Raw genomic sequence first — 13,737 nt, forward strand, 5'->3', positions numbered from 1 at the left:
GCAGACCGGCGGAACTGTCGTACGGTGACACGCAAGTAACCCACGGGAGCCCGGTGTACCGGGCTGAGAGGGGGGCTGACAGCCCCCGACCGTCGAACCTGATCCGGGTAATGCCGGCGCAGGGAGGAGTGTTGCCGTGCCGTCCCTTGGACGACTGCATCTGATCACCGACACCCGACCCGGGCGTGACCCACTCACCGTGGTCCGGGCCGCCCTCGCGGCGGCCCGCGCCGACCTCGTCGTGCAGGTCCGGGTGGAGGACTCCGCGACCGATCGCGAGGCGTACGACCTGGCCGGCCGGGTGCTGGCGCTCTGCGCGCCGTACGGAGCGACCTGCCTGGTCAACGACCGGCTGCACGTGGCGCTCGCGGTGGGCGCCGCCGGTGGGCACGTCGGGGCCGACGACCTGCCGGTCGCCGCCGCCCGGCACGTGCTCGGCCCGACCGGCGTGCTCGGCGCCACCGCACGCGCGCCGCAGACGGCGGTCGAGGCGGTCACCGCCGGGGCCAGCTACCTGGGTGTCGGCCCATGCCACGCCACCAGCACCAAGAACGGCCTGCCGGATCCCATCGGGCCCGCGGGCGTCCGCGCCGTCGCCGACGCCGTCGACGTGCCGGTCATCGCGATCGGCGGGGTGACCGCCGACCGGGTGCCGGCGCTGCGGGCCGCCGGGGCGTACGGGGTGGCGGTGGTCGGCGCGCTCTCCGACGCCGCCGACCCCGCGCGGGCGACCGCCGACCTGCTGCGGGCGCTGGCGTGACGCGCACCGATGTGGCGGTGGTCGGCGCGGGCCCGATCGGACTGGCCATCGCGTGGCGCTGTGCCATCCGGGGGTTGCGCGTCGAGGTGCACGACCCGGCTCCCGGGTCGGGGGCATCGGCCGTCGCCGCCGGCATGCTCTCCCCGGTCGCCGAGGCGTACTTCGGTGAGCGGCGGCTGACCGAGTTGCTGGTGGCGTCCGCCGCCCGCTGGCCCGGGTTCACCGCCGAGCTGACCGAGGCGAGCGGCACCGAGATCGGCTACCGGACCGAGGGCACCCTGATGGTCGGGCTGACCGGCGACGACCTCGCCGAGGCACGCCGGCTCTGGGCGTACCAACAGGGGTTGGGTCTGCCGGTGACGCCGCTGCGCCCCAGCGAGCTGCGCGACCGCGAACCGGCGCTCGCCCCTCGGGTGCGCGGCGGCGCGCTCGCGCCCACCGACCACCAGGTCGATCCCCGGCTGCTGGTGCCGGCGCTGCGCACGGCCGCGCGGCGGGCCGGCGCGGTGCTCGTGCCGCAGCCGGTCCGGCGGCTGTCCGACGTGGACGCGGGGGTCACCGTGGTCGCCGCCGGCTGCGGGGCCGCCGCGCTCACCGGCCTGCCCGTGCGGCCGGTGAAGGGCCAGATCCTCCGGCTGCGCGCGCCCGGCGGCGTCGCGCCGGGCTTCCGGCACGTGATCCGGGGGTACGCCGACGGCGAGCACGTCTACCTGGTGCCCCGCGCCGACGGCGAGGTGGTCCTCGGCGCGACGGTCGAGGAGCGCGCGGACACCAGCGTCACCGCCGGCGCGGTGCTGCGGCTGCTGCGCGCCGGTGTCGACCTGCTGCCCGAGCTGACCGAGTACGACCTGGTCGAGGCGGTCGCCGGCCTGCGGCCCGCAACGCCGGACAACGCGCCGATCCTCGGGCCGCTGCCCGGCCGGCCGGACGTCCTGGCCGCCACCGGGCACCACCGGCACGGCATCGTGCTCACCCCGATCACCGCCGAGAAGATCGCCGACCTGGTGACCACCGGCGTGCCCGACCCGCTGCTCGCGCCCTTCGGCGCGGACCGGTTCGCCGTCGCGTCGTCGACCGGGACCGGCGACGCGGCACGGCCCGACGCGGGCGACGTGAGCGGACGCCGGTTCGCCGTCGCCTCTCCGGCCGGCGACGCGGCACGGCCCGGCGCGGGCGACGTGAGCGGACCTGGACGGACGACCGAGGAGGACCTGTGGAGTTGACGGTGAACGGGGCCGGGCGCAGCGTCCCCGGCGGCGCGTCGGTGGCCGACCTGGTCCGCGACGTCGCCCCGCACCAGCGTGGCGTCGCGGTCGCGGTCAACGGCGAGGTGGTGCCCCGGGCCGGCTGGCCGGGCACGGTGCTGCGCGACGGTGACCGCGTCGAGGTGCTGACCGCCGCGCAGGGCGGGTGAGCGGCGTGTCCTTCGAACTGGGTGGGGTCACGTTCTGCTCGCGGTTGATCCTCGGCACCGGCGGCGCCGCGAACCTGCATGTGCTGGAACAGGCGATCCGGGCGTCCGGCTCGGAGCTGGTCACGCTGGCGCTGCGCCGGGTGGACACCGCCCCGGGCACCGCCGGAGGGCTGCTCGACCTGCTGGACCGGTGCGGCGTACGGCTGCTGCCGAACACCGCCGGCTGCCACACCGCGACCGAGGCGGTGAAGGTGGCCCGGCTGGCGCGCGACGCGTTCGACACCGACTGGGTCAAGTTGGAGGTGATCGGCGACGAGCGGACGCTGCTGCCCGACGGCGTGGAACTGCTCCGCGCCGCCGAGGAGCTGGTCGCCGACGGCTTCACGGTGCTGCCGTACACGAGTGACGACCCGGTGCTGGCCCGCCGCCTCGCCGACGTGGGCTGTGCCGCGGTGATGCCCGCTGGGGCGCCGATCGGCTCCGGGCTCGGCATCGGCAACCCGCACCACATCCGGCTGATCCGGCAGAGCGTGGACGTGCCCGTGATCCTGGACGCCGGCATCGGCACGGCGTCCGACGCGGCCCTGGCCATGGAGCTGGGCTGCGACGCGGTCCTGCTGGCCAGCGCGGTGACCCGGGCCGCCGATCCGGTGGCGATGGCCACGGCGATGCGGTACGCCGTCGAGGCGGGCCGACTGGCCGCCGGTGCGGGACGGATCGCCCGCCGCTTCCACGCCCTGCCGTCCACTCCCGACGAGGGAAGACCAGACCTGTGACGGGGTTGGTGCCGTCGGGGGTGGTCCTGTTGACCGATCGGCTGGTCGCCACGGGCGGGCTTGAACGGGTCGTCGCGGGAGCGGTCGCCGGGGGAGTGCGATGGGTCGTGCTGCGGGAGAAGGACCTGCCCCGCGCCGAGCGCGCCGCCCTCGCGGTCGACCTGCGCGCGATCCTCGCCGACGTCGACGGGACCCTCATCGTGGCCGGCCCCGACCCGCTCGGCGGCGACGCCGTCCACCTGCCCGCCACCGGCCCGTACCCGCCGCCGCCCCACCAACTGGTCGGCCGCTCCTGCCACAGCGTGGCCGAGCTGAACCGCCTCACCACCGAGCACTACGCCACGGTCTCCCCAGTCTGGCCAACAAAATCCAAGCCCGGCTACGGCCCACCCCTGAACGTCGCGGGACTGGGCAACCTGGTGCGCGCCAGCCCGGCGCCTCTGCTGGCTCTGGGCGGGGTTGAAACCCCGGAACAGGTAACCGCGTGCGTCGACGCCGGAGCCGCCGGAGTGGCCGTGCTGGGCGCACTCATGCGAGCCAAAGACCCAGAAGAAACAGCCGCCACCCTGAGCAGCGCTTGTGTCGAGGCGGTCACCCCTGAGCTCTTCCCAAGCCGGCACGGGCGCACGGAGGTCTCCCGGTCAGGGCTGCGGCCGACCGTGCCCACGCAGGGATCAAGCCTGACCGCCCGGAGTGGGCACGGTCGGCCGCAGCCCCATACCGCAACCAAAGAGGCAACATGACCCCGAGCACAGTGCTAACCATCGCCGGCTCCGACTCCGGCGGCGGCGCCGGCATCCAGGCCGACCTCAAGGTCTTCGCGGCGCTCGGGGCGTACGGCACCAGCGTCCTCACGGCGGTCACCGCGCAGAACACCCGCGGTGTCGACGCCGTCCTGCCGCTGCCGCCGCGCACGGTCACCGAGCAGCTGGACAGCGTCCTCGCCGACTTCACCGTCGGCGCGGTCAAGACGGGAATGCTCGGCACACCCGCCGTCGCCGACGCGGTGGCCCAGGCTGCCCAGGACGGCCGGCTGCCCCAACTCGTCGTCGATCCGGTGCTGGTCGCCACGAGCGGCCACCGGCTCGGCGTGGTGGGTGCGGTGGAGCGGCTGCTTCCGTACGCCCGGGTGGCGACGCCGAACTGCGCGGAGGCCGCGGCCATCACCGGACGCGCGGTGGACGACCTGGCCGGGATGGTCGTCGCCGCGGAGGCCCTCGCCGCCGGCGGCCCGGAGCACGTGGTGGTCACCGGCGGTGACCTGGGTGGAGGCGAAGCGGTCGACGTGCTGCACGGGGGCGGCGTCACGACCCTGCTGCGCGGGCCACGGGTGGACACCCGGCACACCCACGGCACCGGGTGCTCGTTCTCGGCGGCGATCGCCGTGCGGCTCGCGCTGGGCGATCCGGTGCCGGCGGCGGTGGGGGCCGCCAAGGAGTACGTGCTCCGCGCGCTGACCGGCGCGCGGGGCTGGGAGCTGGGCGCGGGGCGCGGGCCGCTGGATCACTTCGGCTGGTCCGCCTGATCACCAGGGAGGTTGTCATGCAGGCACGAGGCAAGGTGTACGTCGAGGGGTCACGGCCGGATGTGCGGGTGCCGTTCGCCGAGGTGGCGCTGACCGGCGACCATCCGCCGGTGCGGCTCTACGACACGTCCGGCCCGGGATCGGACCCGTCGGTGGGGTTGCCCGCGTTGCGGGGCCCGTGGATCGCCGAGCGGGGTGACGTGGCGCCGGTACGAGGCGCCGGTACGCCGCTCGCCGGTGTGGACGGACGACGTCCGACGCAGCTCGCGTACGCGCGGGCCGGCGTGGTGACGCCGGAGATGGAGTTCGTGGCGATCCGGGAGAACGTCGACCCGGAACTCGTGCGGGCCGAGATCGCCGCCGGCCGGGCGGTGCTGCCGCTCAACGTCAACCACCCGGAGTGCGAGCCGGCGATCATCGGCAAGGCGTTCCTGGTCAAGGTGAACGCCAACATCGGCACGTCGGCGGTCAGCTCGTCGGTCGCCGAGGAGATGGAGAAGCTGACCTGGGCCACCCGCTGGGGCGCCGACACCGTGATGGACCTGTCCACCGGCAAGCGGATCCACGAGACCCGGGAGGCGATCGTGCGGAACTCGCCGGTGCCGATCGGCACGGTGCCGATCTACCAGGCCCTGGAGAAGGTCGGCGGCGACCCGGTCAAGCTGAGCTGGGAGGTCTTCCGGGAAACCGTGATCGAGCAGGCCGAGCAGGGCGTCGACTACATGACGGTGCACGCCGGGGTGCTGCTGCCGTACGTGCCGCTGGCCGTGGACCGGGTCACCGGCATCGTCTCCCGGGGCGGCTCGATCATGGCGGCGTGGTGCCTGGCCCACCACGAGGAGAACTTCCTCTACACCAACTTCGCCGAGCTGTGCGCGATCCTCGCGCGCTACGACGTGACGTTCTCCCTCGGCGACGGGCTGCGGCCCGGCTCGATCGCCGACGCCAACGACGAGGCGCAGTTCGCCGAGCTGCGCACCCTCGGCGAGTTGACGACGGTCGCCTGGGAGCACGACGTGCAGGTGATGATCGAGGGCCCCGGCCACGTGCCCATGCACAAGATCAAGGAGAACGTGGATCTCCAGCAGGAGTGGTGCCACGAGGCGCCCTTCTACACGCTCGGCCCGCTGACCACCGACATCGCGCCCGCGTACGACCACATCACCTCGGCCATCGGCGCCGCGATGATCGGCATGTTCGGCACCGCCATGCTCTGCTACGTGACCCCGAAGGAGCACCTCGGCCTGCCGGACCGCGACGACGTCAAGGCGGGCGTGATCGCGTACAAGATCGCGGCCCACGCGGCGGACCTGGCCAAGGGGCACCCGGGCGCGCAGGCGTGGGACGACGCGCTGTCCAAGGCGCGGTTCGAGTTCCGCTGGGAGGACCAGTTCAACCTCTCGCTGGACCCGGAGACGGCGCGGTCGTACCACGACGCGACACTGCCTGCCGAGCTGGCGAAGACGGCGCACTTCTGCTCGATGTGCGGCCCGAAGTTCTGCTCGATGAAGATCACGCAAGAGCTCAAGGAGTACGCGGCCCGCGGCATGAAGGACAAGTCGGCGGAGTTCGTCTCCGGCGGCGGGAAGGTCTATCTGCCGCTCGCCTGACCGGTCCGGCATGGTCGACTCGGGTTCACTGAAGTCGGGGTGTCCCGGCGCGGTGGACAGCCCGGATTCAGGGAACCCGAGTCGATCAGACGGGGTCGGCGTCCCGAACGGACGTCAGGCGGGTCAGTCGCGGTGGTGACGGCCGGTGGAGCGCAGCGAGCGACGACCGTTCTCCTGCTCCGGCTCGTTGTCCGCGACCGGCTTGCCGAGCCCGGCGACCCAGTCGACGAACTCCTCGTCCTGCGTGGCCAGCGGCTCCGCCGCGTCCGCCGCGGGCCGCTTCTCCTCGTCGGCCCGGGCCCGGTTGCGCCGGAACAGGCCACCGAGCCGTCCCCGCCGGGAGGGCTGCTCCGCGTCGTCCGTGGACGCCGGTGCGGCCCGCCGAGCATCGCTGTCCGGCCCGCCACTGTCGGCGGTGCCGGACGCGCGGCCCTGCTCGGGTATGCCCGGACCGGCCGGCGGCGGCACGACCGGTCCCGCCGAGGCGGGCGCACCGGTAGCCTCGCCGACCCGGCCGCGCCTGCCGACGGCCCGGTCCGTCGCGTTGCTGGCCCGGTCGGTCATGCTGCTGGCCGGGTCGGTCGTGCTGTTGGCCGGGTCGGTCGTGCTGTTGGTCTGGCCCGTCGTGCTGGCGGCGCGGCCTCTCGACCAGCCCCCGTCGAGCGTGGCGGCGGTCGGGCTGTCCTGGTTCGGCGTGCTGGCGGTCGGATCTGTCGGGCTGCCCTGGTCTGGTGTGCTGGCGGTCCGATCCGACGCGGCGGCGCGTCGAGTGGTGTTGAAGGCGTCCCAGGTGCTGGCGCGGCTCAGGTCCGGCAGCGGCGCCCGGTGCCGGAAGCGGGGCGTCCAGTCGGTCGACTCCTCCGCCGGGACGGGAGCATCCGAACCGGACGGTTCGGGGTCGGCCGCCCCCGTCGCCGATCCGGTGGTCCACGCCGAGGTGACCGGCCAGGCCGGTGCCGTCGGGGCCCACAGGGCGGTCCCCGGGCCGTCGGCGGTCGCCTCACCGAACAACGAAGCGCCGCCGTCGCTCTCGGCCGCGGATCGTTCGGCGCGGCCCGTCCCGGACCCCTCGACGGGTGCGGGATCCCCAACCGGGGTGGTGGTGACCGCCGGCTCGGTGCTGGCGGCCCCGTCGCGCCGGCTCTCTCCACCGGTCCCGACGGTCTGCTCCTGCGGATCCTTGCCGCCGGTCTGATTCGCCTGGCCGGGCTCGGTGTCCTGGCCGGGCTCGGTGTGCCGGCCGGGCAGGGGAGCGTCCTGGTCGACGGGTCCGGCGGAGTCGGCGCCGGTCAGGTCGGTGGCCTTGCCGGACCGGGCCGGCCGCCTGGTGCGCCCAGCGGTCGATCCGGCGGCTGCCGCCGTGTGCTCGGCGGTCGTGCCCGGAGTGACGTCGGCGGGGGTGGACTTCGGCTTGCGCGTACGGCGCGGCTTGGGTGCGGGCGAGTCGGCCGCGCCCTCGCCCGCGCTGCTCGCGCTCGGCGTGGCCGCGTCGCCCGCGCTCGGCGTGCCCGGGGCCGTCGTGCCCGTGACCGGTGTGCCCGGGGCCGTCGTGCCCGTGACCGGCGTGACCGTGGCCGGCGTGCCTGGGGCCGGCGTGCCTGGGGCCGTCGTGACCGGGGTCGTCGGGTCGCTGGTCGTCGTGCGGTCACTGTCCCGCTTGTCCCCGCCGGCCGTGGTCGTCGTCGTGCTGCCGGTCGGGTCGTCGGCGCCCGCGTCGGGCGTCGGACCGACGGCCCCGGTACCGACGGCCCCTGTGTCGCCGGCCGCAGCGGTGGACGTCGCCGCGGTGAACGCCGGGACGGTAGGGGCCGGGTCGGCGGGGCCGATGGGGTCCGCGTCCCGGCTCGACGGGGCCGACTGTCGCCCGGCGGTGAACTCGCCGGTCGGGTCGGTCAGCCAGGAGGCGGGGGCCGGCGGGTTGGTCGCGCGGTCGTGCTGCCCGCCCGTGTGGAGCGCGTCCCGGGTCGGGGTGCCCGCCGTCGGCGCGTCCGGGGTGGTGTCGGCGTGCTGGCGGCGGCCGACCGGCCGGGACGCCTGCCCGGGGGGCGTCGCGTCGGTGGGGACGGCGCCGTGCTGGCCGCTCGCCGTGGTCGCCGGCCAGTCCCAGTGGGCGGGGACGGTGCGTACGGTGGCGGTGTCGTCGGCGGCGCGCGGACCCGGACCGGTCTTGGTCAGGTGCCCACCGGTGGGGGCCGCGTCGGCGGTGGGCTCGGTGTCACGGTGGTCGCCGACCGGACCCGTCGACCTCGCCGCTTCGGCGCCCGGCAGGGGCGGGCCGGCGGGCAGCGGGCGCAGGATGTCGGTCGGCTGGATCGCCTGGGGATCGGCGGTGCGGGCGCCGACGGGCCAGCGCAGCAGGGCGGCGGCCGCGGCGCCGAGGGCGCCGGCGAGGATCGCGATCAGCGCGCCGTAGTAGGGGGTGGTCTGGTAGCGGTCCACCGCGTCGCCGGGGCCAGCGGTCAGGTACGCGAATGCCACCAGCACCGGACCGGCCACCCCGGTCACCCCGCTGATCAGCGGAACCTGGCCGCGCCAGCGGGCCAACCCGGCGGTCGCGGCGCCCGCGAGCAGCGCCACCACGGGCAGCAGGAGCAGCGCCAGACGCTGCGCGGCGGCGTCGTCCAGCCAGTTCGGTTCGAGTACGCCGAGTCGGACCGTGGGCAGCGGGCCGGCCGTGCCGAGCGACGGCAGGACGGAAATGAACGCCAGCAGCCAGACCGCCCCGGCCACGGCCGCCATGTTCCAGCCCAGTTCCGGTCGGAACAGTACGGCGACGGCCGCGCCCGCTCCGATGACCGCCCCGAGAATGGCGCAGATGCCGACCGCCCAGACCGGGTCCACCGAGATCAACTCGGCGGCTCGGGCGGGCTGCATGCAGAGCGGGGCCACGGCGGTGGCGCCGAGTGCGGCCGCGCCGCCGATGGCCAGTTGCCGGCCGATGCTGGCCGGCGGGGTGTCCCGGCGGGCCAGACGCCCGGTCAGGACGGCACCGGCGACGGCGGCGTTCGCGGCGAACCAGCCCACCCAGACGAGCTGGGCCGGCCACTGGTTGACGGTCGTGCCGGTGAAGGCGCCGGTGAGTCGGACGATGCCGAAGCCGTACGCGACGCCGAGCTGGCCGGCTCCGGCCAGCACGCTCACCCCGAGCGCCGTGAGCAGTAATCTGCCCCAGGTCCGAAAGGCCATGTCCGGCACGTTACGCACCTGGTACACCCGATCGCCACCGGCACGCCGCGCGGCGGGGCGAGGCGCGCCCGGCGGGTCTACTTGAGTTCGACCAGTCGGGCCAGGTATGTCGTGTCCCCGACATTGGTGAGCATGTGTACGGCACCGGGGTCCCGGTAGACGACTCCGCCGGTGGGCTCGTCGGCGTCGATCCGGGTGCCGTCGATGGTCTGTACGACGTTCTTCGCGCCCTGGATCGCCACCACCAGGTAGGGGTGGTCGTGCCGGTGCAGCGGCTGCCGCTCGCCCGGTTCGAGCCGGATGTGCCAGACCCGGACCCGGTCGTTCTCGTACACGATCTCCTGGCCCACCGGCCCGAGTTCGGTGCCGTCGATCACATCCGTCATCGTCCACCGTCTAGTTGGGGAAGCACCTCGGCGGCGATCAGCTCGAGGTGGTCGAGGTCGTCGAGGTCGGTCATGCGCAGGTGCACCCGGGTGCCGCCGATCTCGGCGAACTCGCCGATTCGCTGCACGAGCTGCGCGGGCGAGCCGACCACCGGGTCCTCCGGTGGCAGCGCGCTCTTCTCGTGCAGTGGCGCGGCCCGCAGCTGCGCCTCGGCGTCGGTGCGGCCGATGGCCACCACGATCCCGGCGGAGAGCACCAGCGGGGCGCGGCCGGCCTCCGTGCGACCCACGCGGTCGCACGCCTCCCGCACCCGGTCGTACGCCCCGGCGGTCTCGGCCACGGACTTGAACGGCATGTTGAACTCGTCGGCGTAGCGGGCGGCCAGTTCGGGGGTCCGCTTGGGACCGCGCCCGCCCACGATGATCGGCGGTCCGGGCACCTGCGCCGGTTTGGGCAGCGCGGGCGCGTCCACCAGCCGGTAGTGGTCACCGGTGAAGCTGTACGTCTCGCCCATCGGGGTGGCCCACAGCCCGGTGATCACCTCAAGCTGCTCGGCCAGTCGATCGAAGCGCTCGCCGACGGGCGGGAACGGGATGCCGTACGAGGTGTGCTCGCGCTCGTACCAGCCGGCGCCGATGCCGAGGTCGACCCGGCCGCCACTCATCTGGTCGACCTGTGCGACCAGCACCGCGAGAGGGCCGGGCAGGCGGAAGGTCGCCGACGTGACCAGGGTGCCGAGCCGGATCCGTTGGGTCTCGCGGGCCAGCGCGGCGAGGGTCAGCCAGGCGTCCGTCGGGCCGGGCAGGCCCGGGTCGGCGCCCATCGACTGGTAGTGGTCGGCGCGGAGGAAGCCCTCGTAGCCGCCGGCCTCGACCAGTCGGGCGAACCGGAGCTGGGTGTCGTAGTCGGCACCCCGGTGGGGCTCGGTGAAGACCGACACCCGCATGTTCATCGTCCCTCCGCGCCGGCCGCGGCCGGCTGGTCGCGTTCCATCAACAGCTCGTGCAGGTCGGCGCTGACCCGGGCGACGTCGGCGAGGTGGGCGTTGCGACCCAGGGTGCGGGGTCGGGGGATGGCCACCTCGACCACCTTGCGGATCCGGCCGGGGCGAGGACTCAGCACGACCACCCGGTCGGCGAGCAGCACCGCCTCGTCGATCGAGTGGGTGACGAAGACGATGGTGGGCTTGTTCTCCATGTGCACGCGCTGGAGTTCGCCGGACAGTTCCTCGCGGGTGAGCGCGTCGAGCGCGGAGAACGGCTCGTCCATCAGCATCACCCGCGGCTCGCCGATCAGCGACCGGCACAGCGACACCCGCTGCTGCATGCCACCGGAGAGTTCGTGCGGCAGCCGCTTCTCGAACCCGGAGAGCCCGGCCACGTCGAGCAGTTGCCGGGCTCGCTCGCGGTGCTTGGCGCGGCTCCAGCCGAAGATCTCCACCGGCAGCAGGACGTTGTCCAGCACACTGCGCCACGGCAGCAGCGCCGGCTTCTGGAAGAGCATGGCGATGTCGCGGCGGGGTCGGGTGATCGGCGTACCGGCCACGGTGATCTCGCCGGAGGTCAGCGGGAGCAGCCCGGCGATCAACCGCAGCAGGGTGGACTTCCCGCAGCCGGAGCGCCCGAGCACGGCCACGAACTCGCCCTCGGCGACGTCGAGGTCGATGCCGCGAAGGGCTTCGACCCGGCCGGACCGGCCCTCGAAGGTACGCGACACCCCGGACAGTCGGATCATCTGCGGCGTACCTCCGCTGAGTGGACGGTCAGGAATCCGACAAAGGCTAGCTGCCCCGTTGACATTCCGCACCGTCCGGGGTGGTCGTCATGTTGTATCCGTTCCGCAACCCAATACGCCTGGCGTCGCAACTGTGGGTTTCTCGTACGCTGTGCCCGCGAAGAGTCCCCTCACGATGGCGGTGCCCGGCTTGCCCCTCCTGCCGGCACCGTCGCGACAACCCCCGCCGGTGGCCTGCGGTCCCGGTCGGAAAGGACATGGTGCTACTGATGAGAAGGCTGACCCGTACGGTCGCTACGGCCGCGCTGGCCACCGCCCTCGCCCTCGTCTCCGCCTGCAGCAGCGGGTCGGACTCGTCCGACGACGCCAAGGGCGGCAAAGACGGAGCACTGGAGAAGGTGACCTACCTCACCTCCTTCGGCAACTTCGGCCGTGACTCCTACGCCTGGGTGGCGAAGGAGAAGGGCTTCTTCAAGGAGGCCGGCTTCGACGTCGAGATCAAGGCCGGCCAGGGCACCGGCGGCGTGATCCAGACGGTCGTCGGCGGCCAGGCGGACTTCGGGCCGATCGACCTCACCGGTGGTCTGCTCCAGCTCGGTAACGGCCAGGCGAAGGACTTCACCGCCGTGGCCGCGATCCAGCAGCGCACGATGGCGGGCATCGCCACCGTCGAGGGCAAGAACATCAACTCGCCCAAGGACCTGGAGGGCAAGAAGCTCGCCGACACCCCCGGCTCCGTGGTGCGCAACCTGTTCCCGACGTACGCCCGGCTCGCCGGTGTGGACGCCAGCAAGGTGACCTGGGTCAACGGTGAGGCGCAGGCGCTGATCGGCACCCTGGCCAGCGGCTCGGTGGACGGCATCGGCCAGTTCGTCGTCGGCCAGCCGACGATCGAGGCGGTGGCCAAGAAGAAGGCCGTCATGCTGCCGTACAGCAACGTGATGCAGGACCTCTACGGCAACGTGCTGATCACCTCCTCGAAGATCGCCAAGGAGAAGCCCGAGATGGTGAAGCGGTTCACCGCGGCGCTGCTCAAGGGCCTCGAGTACAGCCTGGCGAACTCCAAGGAGGCCGGCGAGATCCTGAAGAAGAACGTCGACGCCGCCAACCCGGTGGCCGCCGCCGCCGAGCTGGACCTGATGGCCGCGTATGTGCGTTCCGGCAACTCCGGCACCGCGATCGGCACGCTGGACAGCGGCCGGGTCGCGAAGAGCATCGCGATCCTGCAGGGCGCGGGCGCGCTCAAGCAGAACATCACCCCCGAGCAGATCATCGACTTCAGCCTCGCGCCGAAGGCCTGATCGTCCGGTCGCCACCAGGGGGTACGTCCCGCCGGATCCGGTGGGACGTACCCCCGTCGCTCGTCGGCCCCCAGGGCCGTCGGATTTCGAGGAGGACAAGATGACCGACGTGCGGTCAGTCGAGCCGGCGGTGACGGTGCCCCCATCCCCGGGTGCCGGCCCGGAGGCGGGACGGGCGGGTCGGGGCGCCGGCCTGCGCGCCGGGGTCGGGGCGGCGCTGCTGCCCGCGGCCGGTCTGCTGGTCGCCCTGGCGGCGTGGTGGCTGATCGCCCGGCTGGAGCTGATCCCGCCGGCCGCCCTGCCGCCGCCGGGGGGTGTGTTCAGCGCGTTCGTCGACAAGCCCGCCCAGATGCTGGAGCACACCGGGACCACCCTGCTGGAGATCCTGGTCGGCTTCGCCCTGTCGGCGGCCGCCGGCGTCCTGATCGGACTGTCCCTGGCCAGTTCCCGCGCCGTGGAGCGGATGTTCACGCCGCTGCTGGTCGCGGTGAACGCGGTGCCGAAGATCACGTTGGGCCCGCTGCTGGTGGTGGCGCTGGGCTGGGGTCAGAAGCCGATCCTGACCATGGTGTTCCTGCTCTGCTTCTTTCCGATCGTGCTGTCCACCGCGACCGGGCTGACCACCACGCCGGCCGACCTGGCCGAGCTGGTCCGGTCGTGGAACGCCTCCCGCTGGCAGGCGTTCCGCAAGGTGCGGTTCCCGGCGGCGCTGCCGCAGATCTTCGTCGGGCTCAAGGTGGCCATGCCGCTGGCGGCCATCGGCGCGGTGATCGGTGAGTTCCAGGCCGGAGAGAGCGGCCTGGGCTACGTCATCCTCCAATACGCGGGCGTCGGCGACTACGCCACCGCCTGGGCGGCCATCCTGCTGGTGGCGCTGGTGAGCATCCTGCTCTACTCCGCGCTCGTGCTCATCGAGCGGATCGCCCTGCCCTGGGTAAGAGAAACCACCAGCAGCCGCTGACCCCGATCGGCAGAGCTGAACAACAAAGGCAACGCGAAGGGCCGGCCCCCACGAAGGAGGCCGGCCCGTTCCGATAACGGTGA

13 protein-coding genes and 1 riboswitch are annotated in these 13,737 nt (G+C 73.7%); of the genes, 9 read left to right on the forward strand and 4 right to left on the reverse strand.

What is annotated here, in order from left to right; translation table 11 throughout:
• Positions 1 to 32: 32 nt before the first annotated feature.
• A riboswitch (TPP riboswitch) is annotated at positions 33 to 142 on the forward strand.
• The 7 genes from thiE to thiC all read left to right on the forward strand — a co-directional run bounded on the left by thiE (position 137) and on the right by thiC (position 6,085).
• Positions 137 to 760 carry a thiamine phosphate synthase gene (gene thiE, locus ACFYPH_RS22235; protein ID WP_354858619.1) on the forward strand — a complete coding sequence of 208 codons (624 nt, stop codon included), beginning with the start codon at positions 137 to 139 and terminating at the stop codon, positions 758 to 760. It overlaps the preceding riboswitch by 6 nt.
• Positions 757 to 1,983 (forward strand): glycine oxidase ThiO, encoded by a 1,227-nt coding sequence (thiO, locus tag ACFYPH_RS22240; protein WP_387184275.1) that lies wholly within the window; start codon positions 757 to 759, stop codon positions 1,981 to 1,983. Before thiE ends, thiO begins: the two co-directional genes overlap by 4 nt.
• Positions 1,974 to 2,174: a sulfur carrier protein ThiS gene (gene thiS / locus ACFYPH_RS22245; RefSeq protein WP_234583421.1), complete on the forward strand. Its 201-nt coding sequence runs from the start codon at positions 1,974 to 1,976 to the stop codon at positions 2,172 to 2,174. Before thiO ends, thiS begins: the two co-directional genes overlap by 10 nt.
• Positions 2,171 to 2,950: a thiazole synthase gene (locus ACFYPH_RS22250; protein ID WP_387184278.1), complete on the forward strand. Its 780-nt coding sequence runs from the start codon at positions 2,171 to 2,173 to the stop codon at positions 2,948 to 2,950. The genes thiS and ACFYPH_RS22250 overlap by 4 nt, the downstream gene beginning before the upstream one ends.
• Positions 2,947 to 3,693 carry a thiamine phosphate synthase gene (locus ACFYPH_RS22255; protein ID WP_387184281.1) on the forward strand — a complete coding sequence of 249 codons (747 nt, stop codon included), beginning with the start codon at positions 2,947 to 2,949 and terminating at the stop codon, positions 3,691 to 3,693. The genes ACFYPH_RS22250 and ACFYPH_RS22255 overlap by 4 nt, the downstream gene beginning before the upstream one ends.
• Complete coding sequence (thiD, locus tag ACFYPH_RS22260) at positions 3,690 to 4,475, forward strand: bifunctional hydroxymethylpyrimidine kinase/phosphomethylpyrimidine kinase (protein ID WP_363939468.1); 786 nt, start codon at positions 3,690 to 3,692, stop codon at positions 4,473 to 4,475. Before ACFYPH_RS22255 ends, thiD begins: the two co-directional genes overlap by 4 nt.
• Before the next feature lie 17 nt (positions 4,476 to 4,492).
• Positions 4,493 to 6,085 carry a phosphomethylpyrimidine synthase ThiC gene (thiC, locus tag ACFYPH_RS22265; RefSeq protein WP_387184285.1) on the forward strand — a complete coding sequence of 531 codons (1,593 nt, stop codon included), beginning with the start codon at positions 4,493 to 4,495 and terminating at the stop codon, positions 6,083 to 6,085.
• A gap of 123 nt (positions 6,086 to 6,208) precedes the next feature.
• Here the strand turns inward: thiC and ACFYPH_RS22270 are convergent, their stop codons facing one another.
• From ACFYPH_RS22270 to ACFYPH_RS22285, 4 genes are all read right to left on the reverse strand, one after another.
• Positions 6,209 to 9,271, reverse strand: a complete 3,063-nt coding sequence (locus ACFYPH_RS22270) for a hypothetical protein (RefSeq protein ID WP_387184288.1) — start codon at positions 9,269 to 9,271, stop codon at positions 6,209 to 6,211.
• A 77-nt stretch (positions 9,272 to 9,348) separates the two neighbouring features.
• Complete coding sequence (locus tag ACFYPH_RS22275) at positions 9,349 to 9,657, reverse strand: cupin (RefSeq protein ID WP_266246239.1); 309 nt, start codon at positions 9,655 to 9,657, stop codon at positions 9,349 to 9,351.
• Positions 9,654 to 10,604, reverse strand: coding sequence for an LLM class F420-dependent oxidoreductase (locus ACFYPH_RS22280; protein ID WP_363939472.1), 951 nt, complete (start codon positions 10,602 to 10,604; stop codon positions 9,654 to 9,656). Before ACFYPH_RS22280 ends, ACFYPH_RS22275 begins: the two co-directional genes overlap by 4 nt.
• Before the next feature lie 2 nt (positions 10,605 to 10,606).
• The gene (locus ACFYPH_RS22285) at positions 10,607 to 11,392 is read right to left on the reverse strand and encodes an ABC transporter ATP-binding protein (protein WP_354863214.1); all 786 of its coding nucleotides are present in this window, start codon (positions 11,390 to 11,392) and stop codon (positions 10,607 to 10,609) included.
• A 269-nt stretch (positions 11,393 to 11,661) separates the two neighbouring features.
• Between ACFYPH_RS22285 and ACFYPH_RS22290 the strand changes: the two genes are divergently transcribed.
• Entirely contained in the window at positions 11,662 to 12,693 is a 1,032-nt protein-coding gene (locus ACFYPH_RS22290) for an ABC transporter substrate-binding protein (protein ID WP_354863213.1), read from the forward strand.
• A 100-nt stretch (positions 12,694 to 12,793) separates the two neighbouring features.
• Positions 12,794 to 13,654, forward strand: a complete 861-nt coding sequence (locus ACFYPH_RS22295; protein ID WP_354863212.1) for an ABC transporter permease — start codon at positions 12,794 to 12,796, stop codon at positions 13,652 to 13,654.
• Positions 13,655 to 13,737 lie beyond the last annotated feature (83 nt).

This window comes from Micromonospora sp. NPDC005252 (assembly GCF_042872475.1).
In the GTDB taxonomy this organism is placed as follows: domain Bacteria; phylum Actinomycetota; class Actinomycetes; order Mycobacteriales; family Micromonosporaceae; genus Micromonospora.